Origin of the sequence: Tamlana flava (genome assembly GCF_041287255.1) — a bacterium.
In the GTDB taxonomy this organism is placed as follows: Bacteria; Bacteroidota; Bacteroidia; order Flavobacteriales; family Flavobacteriaceae; genus Tamlana; species Tamlana flava.
In genome coordinates, this window is record NZ_JBGGTX010000002.1 from 499,110 (window position 1) to 515,155 (window position 16,046).

The following is a 16,046-nucleotide window of genomic DNA, read 5'->3' on the forward strand; positions in this document are numbered from 1 at the left end:
CTAATTTCTGCCTTCCCATTCTTTATAAAATTGGTCTAAATAGTGCACCATAAATTCATGCCGTTTTGTAGCCAAACGTTTACCTGTTTCAGTATTCATTCTGTCTTTTAAAAGCAGTAGTTTTTCATAAAAATGATTGATGGTAGGTGCATTTGAGTTTTTATACTCGGCTTTGCTCATGTTTAAGTTGGGTTTAATTTCAGGGTCATAAAGTGCCCTGTTTTTAAAACCACCATAATTAAAGCAGCGCGCAATACCAATAGCGCCAATGGCATCCAACCGATCAGCATCTTGAATAACATCCAGTTCTGCCGATTTGAATGTTTGTGCTTCATTACCACCTTTGAAGGATATATGTTCAATAATATTTACAATATGCTCGATAACTATTGAATCAACATTTAATTTGAACAGGAATTCCTGAGCTATTTTTGGGCCAACATTTTCATTGCCATTATGGAATTTACAGTCGGCAATATCATGAAGCAACGCGCCTAAGGCTACGACAAACTCATTTACATGTTCACTTTTTGCAATGAGCAATGAATTGTTATAAACCCTTTCGGTATGGAACCAATCGTGCCCACCCTCGGCATCTTCCAAGGTTTCTTTTACGAAGGCTATTGTTTTGTTGATGATGTCTTTAGATTTGTCCATCTTATAAAATTAAAAATTCCTTTCTGTCAGGAAAGGAATTTATTTATGTTTTTAAAAACGTTTTATTTGACTATAGCTGGTTCAACCCACTTAAATTGAAACGAGTTTTCTGGTATTTTCATGCGTTCTGCCAATCTATACATCCTTTCAGGAAGCTTCATGAGGTAATCCCTTGCTTTTTCGGCCTCGTCATTTAGGCCTGTAATTTTGGCAATTTCCCAACGGTCAATCAATTTTTTCAAAATATCAACATAATCTGTAGAGGTATACACCCCAATGCGCTGAGCTGTATTTGAAAACTCTTCGAAAGCAGTGCCTATTTTACCTCCAGATTCCCGCAAAAAATGGGCGGGCATGGTAATTTTTTGTTTCATCATATAATGAAAGGCCATCATCATTTGGCTAGGGTCTACCTTAAATATTCGGTCTACAAAATCAGAATATGCATGGTGGTGGCGCATTTCATCGCCCGAAATAATTTGACACATTTTCGCCAAACGTTTATTGCCACTTTTTTTTGCAATTTTGGCCACGCGATTATGCGAAACATAGGTGGCCAATTCTTGAAAACTGGTGTAAACAAAGTTTTTGTAGGGGTCGCGGTCTGTGCCAATATCAAAACCATCAGCAATAAGGTGTTGCGTGGTTTTTTCAATTTCCTTCATATTCACCCTGCCCGAAAGGTAAAGGTATTTATTGAGTACATCACCATGGCGGTTTTCCTCAGCAGTCCACTGTTTTACCCATTTAGACCAACCATTGCCGCCTTCATCTACTTGATTGATGCCTTCAACATCCATTAACCAGGATTCGTACGTGGGAAGCGCTTCCTCAGTAATCATATCACCAACCAAAACTACCCAAAAATCGTATGGTAGTTCTTTGGCTAGTTCCCTAATTTCTTTTATTTCTTCAAAAAAGTCATCATCCTTTGCTTCAGAATTTGGCAAAAAATCGGTGGGTTGCCAAATGGTATCAATAGGAATTAAATACTTTTCCATTAAAGCATCAACGTCTTTTTCCAAAAACTGCATGACTTCAATCCTCTTATTCTTTAAAGACATTTTTTAACTATTTATAGTTTATGTGTTTTGTTATAGTAGTTTCAATACTATTTATGAGTTCCTCGTTATTAACAAAGGTAGCCATTTCTAAGGGTTTATGCACGGTAAATTGAAGATGATTGCCCAAGCCTAATGGGAACTTTCCGTATTTGTACATTTTCCATGAATTATTTATGGTTATTGGAACGACCAAAGCAGATGGTGCTTTTTTAAATAATATTTCCAATCCTTTGGTTTGAAATGTTTTAGGTTTTCCGGTTTTACTTCGCGTGCCTTCCGGAAAGATTACGGAAGAACGCTTGTTCTTTTCAATGTATTCTCCAAACTTCATAAGGGCTGGCAATGATTGTCTTGGATTTTTTCGGTCTATTAGCGCCGCTCCACCATGACGCAGATTATATGAAACACTTGGTATGCCCTTACCCAATTCTATTTTACTGATAAATTTTGGGTGATGCTTGCGCATAAACCAAGTAAGAGGGTATATATCATGCAAACTTTGGTGATTGGCCACAATAATTAATGGCCTATCTGTGGGTATTTGATAAGAATTGTGAAACGAAAAACGTGTGCCCAAAATATTGGCACAGCGTATGAGGCATAATTGTAAAATATCAACGCTCACTTTATGAGCCTGATAACCAAAAAAATTAAAACACACCCATTGTATCGGATGGAAAATTACTAGTGTTATCATGAAAAACACATAGTAAATAATGGAAATAGGGTATGACAATAGTTTTTGCATGCCCCAAAAATAAATAAACTAGATTTTAGTATACAGCAATGCAGGTGTTATTTTCACAATTTACACTTGAGGGCGGGTTGACAACCGCACAATCAGACACCATACCCCATCTGGCATTGAATTCGGCTTCCAATTGATTGTAGTTTGCAACCATTCGCTCTAATTGCTCGATATCGATTGAATTTGAATAAATTAAGTAACTCCATGGGCCACCGCAAGGTTTACTGCCAAGCCCAATAAATTTGCATTCTGAAGTTTCATTGCAAATAGAAGTGTTGGCTAAAGCCTCAATTTCAGATTTTAAATTATTTAATTCGGTTTGTTCTTCTTCAAAAGTTGGCATGTTGCCCTCTTCATCACATTGAAAAGCAACTAAACTGAAGCAAATTAACAATAGTAAAGAGGCAAAAAACGGGTTTTTCATTTTAAAAATAATTTTATTTATTAGATGATTCGCAATTAAAAAGGTTGCGTTAAGGGGATAAAAAAACCACAATTTTAATTGTGGTTTAATTTTAATCGTGTTTTATGTTTTTTACGGGTAGTGGCTTAACAAAACTCGTTATAAGCGTCAATAAGGTTTTCTGCAATCAGTTCGGCTGGGCGACCTTCAATATGATGACGCTCTAACATGTGAACCAATTCTCCATCTTTAAACAAGGCCATACTTGGTGAGCTTGGAGGAAAAGGAATCATATATTCTCTCGCTTTTTCTACAGCTTCTCTGTCAACACCTGCAAAAACCGTCACAATATGATCTGGTGTTTTTTCATTTTGCAAACTCAATCTGGCTCCTGGGCGGGCATTTGCAGCCGCACAACCACAAACCGAATTCACTACAACCAAAGTTGTGCCATCTTTTGCCAATGCGGCATCAACATCAGCCGCTGAATATAATTCTTCAAAACCAACTTTCGTTAAATCTTCACGCATTGGTTTTACTAATTCTTCTGGATACATATTTTTAAATTTTTTAATTAACCGTTTTTTCAGAATGCAAAGATACCAATTGTGTAACAAATTGGTAACTCAATCAACTAACAAATATTATATTTGACGATAAACAAAATTTATCATTACATGAGTTTTTCAAAATGGATTGGCGGAGCATTGGGGTGGTCGTTCGCAGGGCCTGTTGGTGCTATAATAGGCTTGGCCATTGGAAGTATAATAGACTCAATTGCCGATGGTAGCACAGGGCCTTTTATTGGTCAGGGGGAGCCACGGCGGGGAGAACGAGCAACCTATAGGACACAGCCTAGACAGCACCCACAAACCCAATCGGGTGATTTTGAGGTAAGTTTGCTTATTTTGGCTTCGGTAGTCATAAAGGCCGATGGACAACAAGACAAACGAGAATTGGATTTTGTGCGCCAGCAATTCGTGAACATGTATGGTAAAGAGCGGGCAAATCATGCCTTTAAGCTGTTTAAAAACATTAGCCAACAGCGTGTTTCATTAAGGCCGGTGTGTTTGCAAATCCAGCAAATGATGGATCATCCATCGAGGTTACAGCTTATTCATTTTTTGTTCGGTATTGCCAAAGCCGATGGTACGGTAACTCAAGACGAGGAACGCCAAATTCATACCATAGCAGGTTATTTGGGCATCAACTCAAAAGATTATGAGAGCATAAAAGCAATGTTTTACAGCAGCAGTGATAATGCCTATAAAGTTCTGGAAATTGATAAAACCTCAACGGTTGAAGATATTAAAAAAGCTTACCGAAAAATGGCAATGAAATACCACCCCGATAAAGTGCGGCACTTAGGGAAAGAGCACCAAGAAGGTGCCGAAGAAAAATTTAGACAAGTGCAAATGGCTTACGAACAATTACAGAAGGAGCGTGGGTTTTAATCATATAATCATGAAAAAAGCATATTTGATGAAAAACATTTTCGACTTAAAGGAAACCAATGCTATTATTGGCCGTATAAATAAATTGAAACTTGATACACAGCCTATGTGGGGCAAAATGAGTGTCGATCAAATGTTGGCGCATTGCAATGTATCTTATGAAATGGTTTTTGAAGATAAACACCCCAAGCCAAATAAGTTTACAAAGTTTCTGTTGAAGTCATTTGTTAAAAATACGGTGGTTGGAGACAAGCCTTACAAAAAAAACTCAAGAACAGCGCCCCAATTTTTGGTTACTGATACTAAAAATTTTGTTGAGGAAAAGACAAGATTGACCGATTACTTAATTAAAACCCAAAGTTTGGGAGCTGATTATTTTGATGGCATGGAATCGCATTCCTTTGGAAAGTTAACCAAAGAAGAATGGAGCAATATGTTTTATAAACATTTAGACCATCATTTAAACCAGTTTGGGGTTTAGAACAATAAACAGAAAAACCCAACTATTTTGAATAGTTGGGTTTATTAATTTTCTAAAAGTAATAACTAATTACTTACTAGTATAAATTTTATCACTTTCGCCTTTTGAAAAGACAAATACTAGTTTTGATTCAGAGTTCATGTAAACTGATTTTAATTCCCAGCCTTCATTTTTTGAAGATTCAAGTAAACATTTACGAACATCAGGATTGAGCAAGTTTAAATTGTTAATTCTTTTTACATCATCGGCATTAACCTTAACTGAAAGCAATAGTCCTGCGACTAAACAAAATAATTGTAGTTTTTTCTTCATTTGGAGATTTTTTATGAGTTACTAATAAATGCAAGTCTATTAAATTTATTAGTAATTCTTAAAAAAAATGGTTGATTGTCTGGTATTTACGGTTAAATCCACATTTCTCCCCAAAATCATAGCTCTGTTATCCTTTTCATGCCCGGCGTGCATGTTAAAAGCAATTGGGAAATCATAATCGGCCAAAGCATCCAAAATAAGCTGTTCAACCGAGGTGCCCCAAAGTGTAGTATTTTTTCTAAGTTTGGTCATATCACCAACAATAACTCCTTTGCAATTATCAAAATAGCCAGCGCGTTTAAGGCTTTGCATCATACGGTCTATATGGTATTTGTACTCGCCAATTTCTTCAATAAATAGAATTTTTCCTGACACATCAATACTGCTTTTAGAACCTAACATGGTATGCAACATGGTTAAATTGCCACCAACAAGTTCACCGGTTGCACTGCCAGTTTTGTTAAAGTTTGAGCCTTCTAGGGTATAGCTCAAAGGCTTCCCAAAAATGGCATCTTTAAAGGTTGCAATGGTTTCTTCAATCGTAGAGGCGTCATCCTGTAAACTGGTGCACATCATGGCATGTATGCTTTCAACACCTTCATTATGAACTTGGTTGTGTATGGCCGTGATATCTGAATAGCCAATAATCCATTTTGGTTTTTTTTTGAAGGTGTTCCAGTTTAGTTTGTCCAAAATCCTGACCGATCCATAACCTCCTCGTGCACACCAAATGGCACTGATTTTGGGGTCATCTAAAGCCTTTTGAAAGTCTTCACAGCGCTCGTCATCTGTGCCAGCAAAATGGTTGGCTTGGTTAAAAATATGTTCGCCAACAAGAGAATTTAACCCCCAACTTTTTAAAAGGTCTTGGGCTTGATGTATTTCGCCAGATCGGTTTTTCAAAATCCCTGAAGGTGCAACGATGGCTATGGTGTCGCCTGCTTTTAAGTATGGTGGTTGTTTCAAAGTGTTGTTAGGTTTTTCAGAGGCTGCGTTTTGCGTTAAATAATGATTTGTTCCGAAGAAGAAAACAGCACAAAATAAGCTTATAGTTAGTAGGTTTTTCGTCATAATGTAAATGTACATTTTTTTTCTAAATGCCTTTCAAAATGCGTACTTTTACGGCGGTAAAATAATAAAATTGGACATGTTTTGTCTCCTCGAGCGCAGTCGAGAGTTAATTTAAAAGGTCTCGACTGCGCCCGACCTCTCATGAGTTTTATAATGAACAAACCAAAACGTTACACCGTTACAACCGCATTGCCCTACACCAATGGGCCCATACACATAGGGCATTTGGCCGGAGTTTATGTGCCAGCCGATATATATGTGCGCTATTTGCGATTAACGGGAAATGATGTTGCCTTTATTGGAGGAAGCGACGAACACGGTGTGCCCATTACCATAAAAGCGAAGAACGAGGGCGTGTCCCCACAGGATATCGTTGATAAGTACCATGCCATAATAAAAAAGTCTTTTGAAGATTTTGGCATTTCTTATGATAATTATTCGCGTACCTCTGCACCAATTCACCATGAAACGGCTTCAGAATTTTTCAAGACGTTAAATGAAAAAGGTGAGTTTATAGAAGAAACCACCGAGCAACTTTTTGATGAACAAGCCAATCAGTTCTTGGCGGATCGATTTGTTACGGGAACTTGCCCAAAATGTGGGAATGAAGAAGCATATGGTGACCAATGCGAAAAATGTGGCACCAGTTTAAATGCTACAGATTTGATAAATCCGAAATCAGCTTTAACGGGTAATGTACCAACTTTAAAGGAAACGAAACACTGGTTTTTACCTTTAGACAGATACGAAGATTTTCTAAAGGAATGGATTCTTGTGGGGCATAAGAAAGACTGGAAACCCAATGTATATGGGCAAGTAAAATCATGGATTGACGATGGTTTGCGTCCACGAGCAGTAACCCGAGATTTGGATTGGGGTATACCTGTACCTGCACAAGGCGGGGAAGGCAAAGTGCTTTATGTTTGGTTTGACGCACCTATTGGTTATATATCATCAACCAAAGAATGGGCGGCGCGTGAAGGAAAAGATTGGGAGCCTTATTGGAAGGACGAGGATACCAAACTTGTTCATTTTATTGGGAAAGACAATATCGTATTCCATTGCATCATTTTTCCGGCCATGTTAAAGGCTGAGGGGAGTTATATATTGCCTGATAATGTACCGGCAAACGAGTTTTTAAATTTAGAAGGGAACAAATTGTCCACCTCCAAAAATTGGGCGGTTTGGCTACCCGAATATTTAAAGGAATTTCCTGGCCAACAAGATGTTTTACGTTATGTTTTGACTGCCAATGCTCCAGAAACCAAGGATAACGATTTTACGTGGAAGGATTTTCAGGCTAGAAATAATAACGAACTGGTTGCCATTTTTGGGAATTTTATTAACCGAGTAGTAGTTTTAACCAATAAATATTATGAGGGAATTGTTGCCAAGCCTTCAGAATTTCAACAGGTAGATGAAGAAACTATGGCTGCTGTAAAAGCTTATCCTGATGTTATTGCAAGTTCCATTGAGCGCTACAGATTTAGGGAAGCCTTAAACGAACTGATGAATTTGGCACGGTTGGGCAACAAATATTTAGCTGATGCCGAGCCATGGAAAGTGATAAAGGAAGATGAAGAGCGAACAAAAACCATTATGTATGTGGCTCTTCAAATAGCAAGTGCGTTAGCGACATTAAGCGAACCGTTTTTGCCATTCACTTCTAAAAAATTAAAATCGATGCTAAATGTCACTTTGAGTGGAGTTGAGACGTCTTGGAATGATGTTTCCACGAAAGAAGTTTTGCTACCTGCAGGTCATCAAATTGGTAAGGCTGATTTGCTTTTTTCCAAAATTGAGGATGAAACCATTCAAGCGCAATTGGATAAGTTAAAAGCCAGCAAAAAGGCAAACGAGGCAGCCAATAAAACTGTTGAGCCTCAAAAAGAAACCATTGCTTTTGAAGATTTTACCAAATTGGACATGCGCGTGGGCACTATTTTAGAAGCTGAAAAAATGCCAAAGGCGAAAAAGCTATTGGTTTTAAAAGTAGATACAGGAATAGATGTGCGTACTATTGTTTCTGGAATTGCCGAAAGTTTTACGCCAGAAGAAGTGGTTGGAAAAAAGGTAACCGTTTTGGTAAATCTTGCTCCGCGTGCATTAAGGGGTGTGGAAAGCCAAGGTATGATTTTAATGACCGAAACTGCCGACGGTAAATTAGTTTTTGTAAATCCTGATGATGCTACGGTTACAAATGGGCTTCAAATAAGCTAAATTCTTACTTGAAATATTCATTAATCTTCGTTGCTTCAGTAACAGTACTAAGATGGAAGGGGGTTGCGTGTTAATTCTTTGTTAAACAAGTTTTTAAGAACCAAAGGTTAAAACACATGTAAAAAGTTGCTATTCAATATTTTAACATGTATTTTCATCTATTCCTGTTTTATATTTTAAAACAACTTTTAAATTTTTACCATCTATTCAGCCATTAAAAACGTATATAATACTAGCATATTAATTAAATCCTAACACATGAAAAAATTACTTCTTTTATTTGTTACAATTAATGTTTTGTCTTGCGGAGCCTCTAAAACGGTTCGAGATTCCAAAAAGGTAATTAAAGGCAATTGGGTGTTAAATACTATTGATTATAGCCAATTGGGGACCTACAATGTTAAATTGTTAAGTGATGCATCAAAGGACTGTTTTGTGGGCAGTTCATGGCAGTTCGTTCCCAACAACAATACAGGAATTTATACCATAAATAATTCGCAGTGCTCTATTGGAGACCGTTATTTTGTATTTACCATTGATGAGGTGAATAAAGAAACTGGGCTTTATGATTTTCTGTTAAAACCTACAGATGACAAGTATAAATCTGAAACCAAACAAGGGTTTAGGTTAAGTTTGGTGCAACTGTCCGATTCAAATATGCAATGGGAACAGACCGTGAACGTTGAGGGCAAGCCTTTTACCATCACAATGAATTTTGTTAAGCAATAAAAAAGATAAAAAATCATGAAAACATATATCAAAAAAACATCAATTTTAGTATTAATTACTGTTATAGCCGTTGGTTTTACCAACTGTAAAGCGGTTCAAAACGCAAATAACAAACAAAAAGGAGCAGTAATAGGTGCTACCGGTGGTGCTATTTTGGGAGCCATTATTGGCAACAATGTTGGTAAAGGTGGTAATGGCGAATTAGGTGCTGTTATTGGCGGTGTTGTTGGTGGTACTGCAGGGGTACTTATTGGAAATAAAATGGATAAGCAGGCCCAAAAAATTGAAGAAGAAATTCCAGGGGCCGAAGTAGAACGTGTTGATGACGGTATTGTAGTAACCTTTGATGAGGGCAGTGGCGTGTATTTTGCAACCAATAAATATGATATCAATGCAACATCACAAGCAACACTTAATAAGCTTATAGGTGTGTTTAAGGAGTATCCAGACACCAATATTCTTGTGGTTGGCCATACCGATAGCCAAGGTTCCGAAGAATATAACATGACACTTTCAAAGAACAGGGCTTACGCGGTTACCAATTACTTATCCAATAACGGTATTAGTAGCGGTAGATTAACCACTAATTGGTTTGGCGAAACGCAGCCTATGCACGATAACTCAACTGTTGAAGGCAGGGCGAAAAACAGACGCGTAAATGTGGCCATTATTCCGAACGAAAAAATGATTGAAGATGCCAAAAAACAAGCTGGCGAATAGTTAGTTTTTTAACTTAAAAAATTAAAGGATTGTTCTGTGAGAACAATCCTTTTTTGTTTCAAATTGACCCAATAAATCAGTAACTTTACGTAAAATTCAAAAGATATGTTATCAAAAAAAATACAAGACGCGTTAAATAACCAAATACGCGTGGAGGCAGAATCATCACAGATATATTTAGCCATGGCATGCTGGGCTGAAGTAAAAGGATTGGAGGGTGTGTCAAATTTTATGTATGCCCAGTCTAATGAAGAACGTGAACACATGTTGAAATTGGTACGTTTTGTGAATGAGCGTGGTGGCCATGCAAAAATTTCAGAACTAAAGGCGCCAAATGTTACGTTCAATTCGTTTAAGGACATGTTTAAGGAGCTATTTAACCACGAGGTTTTTGTTTCTGAAAGCATTAACGAATTAGTGCATATTTCGCTTCAGGAAAAGGACTATGCAACCCATAACTTTTTACAATGGTATGTTGCTGAGCAAATAGAGGAAGAAGCCATGGCCAGAACCATTTTAGACAAGATAAATATGATTGGTGATGACAAAGGTGGACTCTATCTTTTCGATCGTGATATTGAAAATTTAACCGTAACCACGGCAGCCGCAAATGCTCCTGAATAATTTTAACATTTAATCTTATTTAGATTTAATAAAAATAATTTATTTTTGTCATCAAACTTGAATATCCTATTCTGCTTTGGGCAAAAAGAAAAAAAAGAAGGCAACAAAAAAATTACGAAAATTAGGAATTGAACTCCACAAAAACGTAAAGGATAGTTGCTGTAAAAAATACAAGAAAGGAGAAAACAAGCGCTGTAAAAAATGCCCTTGTTTTGATTTGGTTAAGAAGGTGGCTTAAAGTACTTCAAAAGTAAAATTATTTCAAACCCATTAGTTTTTATAGACTAATGGGTTTTTTGTTGGATGTTGATTAGGCTCATTATTTTCAGCGCTTTTCCTTATCTTTAAGTTCAAACCAATTTCAAAATGCAAAAATCACTATACCTTTTGTCCAGTTTGTTGTTGTTTGGTTGCAATAATGCAACGGATAAAGCAGAAAAGGCCGCCGATTCTCAAAAAAATGAAGAGTCACCTACCAGACAAATCATTGATTTAACCCATGAATTTTCAGAGGAAACCGTGTATTGGGTTACTGCCAAAGAATTTGAAATGGATGTGGTTGCTGCTGGTGAAACAGATAAAGGATTTTATTATGCTGCCAATAATTTTGCAACAGCCGAGCACGGTGGCACACATATAGATGCACCCATTCATTTTGCAAAAGATAAGCAGTTTGTGAATGAAATTCCTTTAGAAAAACTGATAGGCAAGGCCATTAAGATCGATGTTTCTGAAAAAACATTAAATAATCCGGATTACTTGATTTCTGTTGAAGATTTTATCAATTGGGAAAAGCAGGAAAGCATGGAAATTCCGAATGGCAGTATTGTGCTTTTAGAAACAGGGTTTTCAAAATACTATCCTGACAAAAAGAAGTATTTGGGTACAGACCAAAGAGGTGATGAAGCTGTTAAACTACTTCATTTTCCTGGACTATCTCCTGAAGCGGCGCAATGGCTGGTGGAAAAAAGAAACATTCATTCTATTGGTATCGATACGCCTAGTATTGATTACGGACAATCACAATATTTTAAAACACATGTTATACTTTTATCCGAAAATATTCCAGCGTTTGAAAACTTGACGAATCTGGATAAACTCCCCTCTAAGGGCTTTGAAATTATTGCATTACCAATGAAAATTAAGGGAGGCAGTGGGGCACCCTTAAGGATTGTGGCATTCGTAAAATAATGCCATGTTAAAAATTGCCTATCACCCAATTTACAAGCACCCTCTGCCTAAAGGGCATCGGTTTCCAATGATTAAATATGAGTTGTTACCCGAACAGTTACTACATGAAGGTACTTGTTCAAGTGGCAACTTTTTTGAACCAGAGCGTATGCTTGATGAGAAACCTATTTTAAATGTGCATGAACCCATCTATTTTTACGATTTACTCAATTTAACATTGGATAAACGGGCTGCAAGAAAAATAGGTTTTCCTTTAAGTGAAACACTTATTGAACGCGAAATTGTAATTGCAGATGGCACGATTAAAGCCAGTAAACATGCGCTTAAATACGGTGTGGCCATGAATATTGCTGGTGGCACACACCACGCCTATTCAAATCGGGGAGAGGCTTTTTGTATGTTTAACGACCAAGCTATTGGGGCGCGCTATCTTCTAAATGAAAAATTAGCTAAAAAAATATTGATTGTAGATTTAGATGTGCATCAAGGAAATGGAACTGCTGAAATTTTTCAGAATGACCCAAACGTGTTTACTTTTTCAATGCACGGAAAAGACAATTATCCTTTTGTGAAGGAACAAAGCGACTTAGATATTGCACTAGAAAACAATACGGACGATACGACCTATTTGAAAATCTTAAAAGAAACTTTGCCTAAACTTATTGATGAGCAACAGCCTGATTTCATCTTTTATCTCTGCGGTGTTGATGTTATAGCTTCGGATAAATTGGGAAAGCTGGCCATGACGCTTGATGGCTGCAAGGAGCGCGACCATTTTGTTTTAAAGACTTGTAAAAACAATAATATTCCAGTTATGTGCTCTATGGGCGGAGGTTATTCACCAGAAATTAAAACCATTGTGGATGCCCACGCTAATACTTTTAGGGAGGCACAGGGGATTTTCTTTTGATTAGAAAAAAAAAGAGGACATAAATTTATGCCCTCTTTTTCTACCTAAAAATTGTACAGTATAAAAGCACTGAAGTTTCTACCAGGCTCTGTTATTGGTATTCTACCAAAGTTAGTCTGATTGGTAAAACTAAAGTTTAAATGATTGTTGTAAGCTTCGTCAAAAACGTTTAATGCGGCAACACCAACACTGAGGTTCTTTATTGGTTTGATGCCAAAACGAATATCCAAGGTTTCATAACCATTTGTTGTAGTTTCTCCAAAGCTTTCGGCTATTTTGTCTTGTTTGCTGGTTATGTTGTACTGAGCATTTGCCCAATATTTTTCACGCTTTAAACCTAATGAAAGGCTAGTATTGAATGGAGGGGTAAGTGGTAGGGACTCACCTAAGTCGTTATTTTTGGCATATACATAAGCCAATTCCGTTTTGAAATAAAAATCATTTAAGAAATTAACTTGAGCCATGGTTTCAAACCCAGTTTTATAGGCATTGTTTAAATTTCTGAATACTTTTACATTTCTAGGTTCGGCCATTGGCATGTATTTTCGGTTTATGCTAGGGTCAACGACAGCAACAATATAGTTTTCAAACTCAGAATAGTAAGCATTTACCGAATAATTATAGGTGTTCTTTTGATTATTTCCTTTAAATCCAATTTCAAATTGGTTGTTAACTTCGGGTTTAAGGTCTGGATTTCCCAAATATTCATAAGGGTCTTGGCCAACCGTAAAATGATTGATGTAACGTTCAATCATATTGGCAGGGCGTGCACCGCGGCCATAAGCAGCCTCGACGGTAAAATGGTCTGAAACCAATTTTTTAAGGGATATCGTTCCGCTTAAATTGTTATCTGTTTTATCTTCTAAATTATATCTAGCGGCAAAGTCGGCTTCAGGGTCGTCAATATCACTTTTAACAATATCAAAACGCATGCCCGCAGTTAATATGGTGGTTGGGTTTATTGACCATTTAGTTTCGGTAAACAGACCAAAATCGTTAATATAACTATCTTGCCAAACTTTGTCGTTAAACGCCATGGGGTTTGGTAATGGCATGCCCATCATGTCCAGTTTTACGGTTCTGGTTCTTCCACCATCCCTGGCAATATTCATTACATCAAAACCACTAAAAACCATCAGTTTTTTTGCAGGTTGCCATGTCAACTCCAATTTTCCGCCAAGTGTGGTCGCTTCCACCGCTGAAGTGGCTTCCATCATCATAAAGGTAGGCCGGTTAAAATTGTTCATTAAATGATCTACAAAACTGTAGTAGGCTTTCGCGGATAAGCTTTTAAAAGTCTCACCCAAATCTGAAATGGAGTAATCCAAAGACAAAATGCTACTGTTATCATATTCGGTATCCATAGGTAGAGCTGCGTGTTGTACATCGCGTCCAAACGATTGTCTCCAATGGGTTTGCAGGCGTTGGTTTTTTGTAAAATTGTAACCAAACTTTACGCCATAATCTGTGCTTCTGAAAGAGGAGGGGATTTCTGCGTTTTTCCCATCTTTGTAGTTACCAAAATCCCTGTGCCCCATATTTGCAACAATATCATATTTATTTTGAATGAATTGAAGTTGGAGCATATTGACCATTGAATTTCCATTGGTTTCATATCCGGTAGATGCTTTTCCATAGAATCCTTTGTCCAAATAGTCGGGTTTTTGTGAAACCATATTGATAACACCCCCAAAAGTAGCCCCGTAGCGAACCGTAAAGGGGCCTTTTATGATTTCAATTTTCGAAATTTCTTCAGGCGTTACATGCGTTGTAATGGGATCCATTCTATTGGGGCAAGCGTGCATCGCTTTTGTGCCGCCATCATATTGCACATTTAATTGTTCGTATTGGCTAGCCCTAAAACTTGGATCAATGGCATAGTTTCCTCGCTTTATCACAGAAAATCCATTAATGCCGTTAAATAAATCGGCCATGTTTTTAGGTTGGACTATGGTTTTCTTATAATCGTTGGTTACTGTTGAAAATGCAGGGTCAGTTTTGTGGCTTCCTGTTACAATAACCTCACTTAATTGATTTACTTTTTGTTGCGTGCTGTCTTGTTGGTTTTCTTTTTTAGTTTGGGCAAAGGACACAAAAGATATTAGCGTACCCAAAAGCACGCTATATAATATTTTCATTTTATAGCTTTTAAAAATTTGAAATAAGTGGATTACTTTTCAGTGTTTGAAAACAAAAAGATTGCTTCATCTATAATGATGTCTTATTTCTGAGGAGGATGAAAACAGAATGTTTTAAAGCTAAAACTGTATAAATTTAGATGAGAACTAATACGTTTCGTTTGGGTGAAAAACTCAGGGGTTATGTTATAGCTGAAAATCTCTTGTTTAAAAAGCAAAAGCTCATCAAAATTGATAACATTGGCGGGCTCGCTGTTTTTTTCATTTGACGATTGCGCTACTTTTTTCAAATGGCACTGACCATTACATTGCATTCCGGGCTTATCTTTATTTTCGCAAAGTCTTTCAATAAAACCCACTGGGTCAAGGCTGTAGTAGGCATAGGTTGCAGAAAACCTTAAACTGTTGTACAGCATAAGTGTACATAATAAAAATACAATTAGGGTAGCCCAGTTTTTCACGGATGCAAATTTAGGGGAATTAGTGTAATTTTAAGTGACATTTATCACAAAAAGAGCCCAATTTTTCTATGTAACTTTAGTAGCCAAACAAATTGTTTTTATTGTATAATTTTATTGAAATTAAAAGTAAGAACAAGATGAAAGCGAAAAATTTAAACTCCATAATTACGGGCATTATACTTGCCCTGTCTTTCTCGTTTTTATATGCATGTAATGAGGAAGATAACAGTATTGATTTAAATGAGAACAGTATTAATGAACTTAACAATAATCTAAATGCACAAGTATTGAACGATTCTGATAAAGAAGCACTGCTTTTTATGCTGGAAGAAGAAAAATTAGCTAGGGATACTTACACGTTTTTAGACAATATATGGTCTATTAACCAATTTGCAAATATTAAAAACAGTGAACAATCGCATATGGGCGCTGTTGAAAATCTCTTGGTGCAATATGGTATAGACTATGAGATATTACCAGCAGGACAATTCGCCAATAAGGCTTTACAAGATTTTTATGACCAATTTATCAGCGATGGTTCAAAAAGTATTACCAATGCTTTACAAATTGGAGCGACTATTGAAGATTTAGACATCGTAGATTTACAAGAGTACATTGATGCAACTTCAAACACCAGTTTAATTGCTGTTTTTGAAAATTTAAAATGTGGGTCGACCAACCATTTAAGGGCCTTTCTGAAAGGAATTGAAAATTTAGGTGACACTTATACACCGCAATTTTTAAGTGTTGATATTTATAATTCAATAATCAACGCAACTAATCAAAAATGTGGAAGAATTTAGCTAATTTACTACTAGCTGTTGCAAGAAAGGATAATGTTTACTGTTGGCGTTATCCTTTTT

Annotated in this window: 18 protein-coding genes; 9 read left to right on the forward strand and 9 right to left on the reverse strand. The window is 36.8% G+C overall.

Annotated elements, in window-relative coordinates:
- The 5 genes from ACB104_RS06700 to ACB104_RS06720 form a co-directional block, all read right to left on the reverse strand.
- Window positions 1–657 (reverse strand): HD domain-containing protein, encoded by a 657-nt coding sequence (locus tag ACB104_RS06700; RefSeq protein WP_370477513.1) that lies wholly within the window; start codon window positions 655–657, stop codon window positions 1–3.
- A 62-nt stretch (window positions 658–719) separates the two neighbouring features.
- Window positions 720–1,721 (reverse strand): acyl-ACP desaturase, encoded by a 1,002-nt coding sequence (locus ACB104_RS06705; RefSeq protein ID WP_370477514.1) that lies wholly within the window; start codon window positions 1,719–1,721, stop codon window positions 720–722.
- 7 nt (window positions 1,722–1,728) lie between these two features.
- The gene (locus ACB104_RS06710; protein WP_370477515.1) at window positions 1,729–2,469 is read right to left on the reverse strand and encodes a lysophospholipid acyltransferase family protein; all 741 of its coding nucleotides are present in this window, start codon (window positions 2,467–2,469) and stop codon (window positions 1,729–1,731) included.
- 25 nt (window positions 2,470–2,494) lie between these two features.
- Window positions 2,495–2,893 (reverse strand): hypothetical protein, encoded by a 399-nt coding sequence (locus ACB104_RS06715; RefSeq protein ID WP_370477516.1) that lies wholly within the window; start codon window positions 2,891–2,893, stop codon window positions 2,495–2,497.
- 125 nt (window positions 2,894–3,018) lie between these two features.
- A complete protein-coding gene (locus tag ACB104_RS06720) occupies window positions 3,019–3,429 on the reverse strand; it encodes a BrxA/BrxB family bacilliredoxin (RefSeq protein ID WP_370477517.1) in 411 nt (136 codons plus the stop codon).
- Between the two features lie 120 nt (window positions 3,430–3,549).
- Here ACB104_RS06720 and ACB104_RS06725 point away from each other — a divergent pair, with 120 nt between their 5' ends.
- Window positions 3,550–4,326, forward strand: a complete 777-nt coding sequence (locus ACB104_RS06725; RefSeq protein ID WP_370477518.1) for a TerB family tellurite resistance protein — start codon at window positions 3,550–3,552, stop codon at window positions 4,324–4,326.
- A gap of 28 nt (window positions 4,327–4,354) precedes the next feature.
- Entirely contained in the window at window positions 4,355–4,807 is a 453-nt protein-coding gene (locus tag ACB104_RS06730; protein WP_370478062.1) for a DUF1569 domain-containing protein, read from the forward strand.
- Between the two features lie 69 nt (window positions 4,808–4,876).
- Here the strand turns inward: ACB104_RS06730 and ACB104_RS06735 are convergent, their stop codons facing one another.
- Both ACB104_RS06735 and ACB104_RS06740 read right to left on the reverse strand, forming a co-directional pair.
- Window positions 4,877–5,119: a hypothetical protein gene (locus ACB104_RS06735; protein WP_370477519.1), complete on the reverse strand. Its 243-nt coding sequence runs from the start codon at window positions 5,117–5,119 to the stop codon at window positions 4,877–4,879.
- A 48-nt stretch (window positions 5,120–5,167) separates the two neighbouring features.
- Window positions 5,168–6,190: a S66 peptidase family protein gene (locus ACB104_RS06740; protein ID WP_370477520.1), complete on the reverse strand. Its 1,023-nt coding sequence runs from the start codon at window positions 6,188–6,190 to the stop codon at window positions 5,168–5,170.
- A 153-nt stretch (window positions 6,191–6,343) separates the two neighbouring features.
- Here ACB104_RS06740 and metG point away from each other — a divergent pair, with 153 nt between their 5' ends.
- The 6 genes from metG to ACB104_RS06770 all read left to right on the forward strand — a co-directional run bounded on the left by metG (window position 6,344) and on the right by ACB104_RS06770 (window position 12,584).
- Window positions 6,344–8,410, forward strand: coding sequence for a methionine--tRNA ligase (gene metG / locus ACB104_RS06745; RefSeq protein WP_370477521.1), 2,067 nt, complete (start codon window positions 6,344–6,346; stop codon window positions 8,408–8,410).
- Between the two features lie 258 nt (window positions 8,411–8,668).
- Entirely contained in the window at window positions 8,669–9,139 is a 471-nt protein-coding gene (locus ACB104_RS06750) for a lipocalin (protein WP_370477522.1), read from the forward strand.
- Between the two features lie 15 nt (window positions 9,140–9,154).
- On the forward strand, window positions 9,155–9,859 hold the full coding sequence (locus ACB104_RS06755; RefSeq protein WP_370477523.1) for a YiaD family glycine zipper/OmpA-like lipoprotein: 705 nt from the start codon (window positions 9,155–9,157) through the stop codon (window positions 9,857–9,859).
- A gap of 105 nt (window positions 9,860–9,964) precedes the next feature.
- Window positions 9,965–10,483 carry a ferritin gene (locus ACB104_RS06760; RefSeq protein WP_370477524.1) on the forward strand — a complete coding sequence of 173 codons (519 nt, stop codon included), beginning with the start codon at window positions 9,965–9,967 and terminating at the stop codon, window positions 10,481–10,483.
- Between the two features lie 366 nt (window positions 10,484–10,849).
- Window positions 10,850–11,674: a cyclase family protein gene (locus ACB104_RS06765; protein ID WP_370477525.1), complete on the forward strand. Its 825-nt coding sequence runs from the start codon at window positions 10,850–10,852 to the stop codon at window positions 11,672–11,674.
- A gap of 4 nt (window positions 11,675–11,678) precedes the next feature.
- Window positions 11,679–12,584: a histone deacetylase family protein gene (locus ACB104_RS06770; protein ID WP_370477526.1), complete on the forward strand. Its 906-nt coding sequence runs from the start codon at window positions 11,679–11,681 to the stop codon at window positions 12,582–12,584.
- A 44-nt stretch (window positions 12,585–12,628) separates the two neighbouring features.
- Here ACB104_RS06770 and ACB104_RS06775 read toward each other — a convergent pair whose 3' ends face one another.
- Together ACB104_RS06775 and ACB104_RS06780 are read right to left on the reverse strand one after the other, a co-directional pair.
- Window positions 12,629–14,722 carry a TonB-dependent receptor plug domain-containing protein gene (locus ACB104_RS06775; RefSeq protein WP_370477527.1) on the reverse strand — a complete coding sequence of 698 codons (2,094 nt, stop codon included), beginning with the start codon at window positions 14,720–14,722 and terminating at the stop codon, window positions 12,629–12,631.
- Window positions 14,723–14,805: 83 nt separating this feature from the next.
- Entirely contained in the window at window positions 14,806–15,183 is a 378-nt protein-coding gene (locus ACB104_RS06780; RefSeq protein ID WP_370477528.1) for a hypothetical protein, read from the reverse strand.
- A gap of 137 nt (window positions 15,184–15,320) precedes the next feature.
- Here ACB104_RS06780 and ACB104_RS06785 point away from each other — a divergent pair, with 137 nt between their 5' ends.
- Window positions 15,321–15,986 (forward strand): DUF2202 domain-containing protein, encoded by a 666-nt coding sequence (locus tag ACB104_RS06785; RefSeq protein WP_370477529.1) that lies wholly within the window; start codon window positions 15,321–15,323, stop codon window positions 15,984–15,986.
- Window positions 15,987–16,046 lie beyond the last annotated feature (60 nt).

Excerpts from the sequence above, each read along its gene's own strand:
- ACB104_RS06705 (WP_370477514.1), bottom strand. The coding sequence starts at position 1,721 with ATGTCTTTAAAGAATAAGAGGATTGAAGTCATGCAGTTTTTGGAAAAA.
- ACB104_RS06720 (WP_370477517.1), bottom strand. The coding sequence starts at position 3,429 with ATGTATCCAGAAGAATTAGTAAAACCAATGCGTGAAGATTTAACGAAA.
- ACB104_RS06750 (WP_370477522.1), top strand. The coding sequence starts at position 8,669 with ATGAAAAAATTACTTCTTTTATTTGTTACAATTAATGTTTTGTCTTGC.
- ACB104_RS06770 (WP_370477526.1), top strand. The coding sequence starts at position 11,679 with ATGTTAAAAATTGCCTATCACCCAATTTACAAGCACCCTCTGCCTAAA.
- ACB104_RS06740 (WP_370477520.1), bottom strand. The coding sequence starts at position 6,190 with ATGACGAAAAACCTACTAACTATAAGCTTATTTTGTGCTGTTTTCTTC.
- ACB104_RS06775 (WP_370477527.1), bottom strand. The coding sequence starts at position 14,722 with ATGAAAATATTATATAGCGTGCTTTTGGGTACGCTAATATCTTTTGTG.
- ACB104_RS06765 (WP_370477525.1), top strand. The coding sequence starts at position 10,850 with ATGCAAAAATCACTATACCTTTTGTCCAGTTTGTTGTTGTTTGGTTGC.
- ACB104_RS06725 (WP_370477518.1), top strand. The coding sequence starts at position 3,550 with ATGAGTTTTTCAAAATGGATTGGCGGAGCATTGGGGTGGTCGTTCGCA.
- ACB104_RS06710 (WP_370477515.1), bottom strand. The coding sequence starts at position 2,469 with ATGCAAAAACTATTGTCATACCCTATTTCCATTATTTACTATGTGTTT.
- ACB104_RS06755 (WP_370477523.1), top strand. The coding sequence starts at position 9,155 with ATGAAAACATATATCAAAAAAACATCAATTTTAGTATTAATTACTGTT.
- ACB104_RS06700 (WP_370477513.1), bottom strand. The coding sequence starts at position 657 with ATGGACAAATCTAAAGACATCATCAACAAAACAATAGCCTTCGTAAAA.
- ACB104_RS06735 (WP_370477519.1), bottom strand. The coding sequence starts at position 5,119 with ATGAAGAAAAAACTACAATTATTTTGTTTAGTCGCAGGACTATTGCTT.
- metG (WP_370477521.1), top strand. The coding sequence starts at position 6,344 with ATGAACAAACCAAAACGTTACACCGTTACAACCGCATTGCCCTACACC.
- ACB104_RS06785 (WP_370477529.1), top strand. The coding sequence starts at position 15,321 with ATGAAAGCGAAAAATTTAAACTCCATAATTACGGGCATTATACTTGCC.
- ACB104_RS06730 (WP_370478062.1), top strand. The coding sequence starts at position 4,355 with ATGAAAAACATTTTCGACTTAAAGGAAACCAATGCTATTATTGGCCGT.
- ACB104_RS06760 (WP_370477524.1), top strand. The coding sequence starts at position 9,965 with ATGTTATCAAAAAAAATACAAGACGCGTTAAATAACCAAATACGCGTG.
- ACB104_RS06715 (WP_370477516.1), bottom strand. The coding sequence starts at position 2,893 with ATGAAAAACCCGTTTTTTGCCTCTTTACTATTGTTAATTTGCTTCAGT.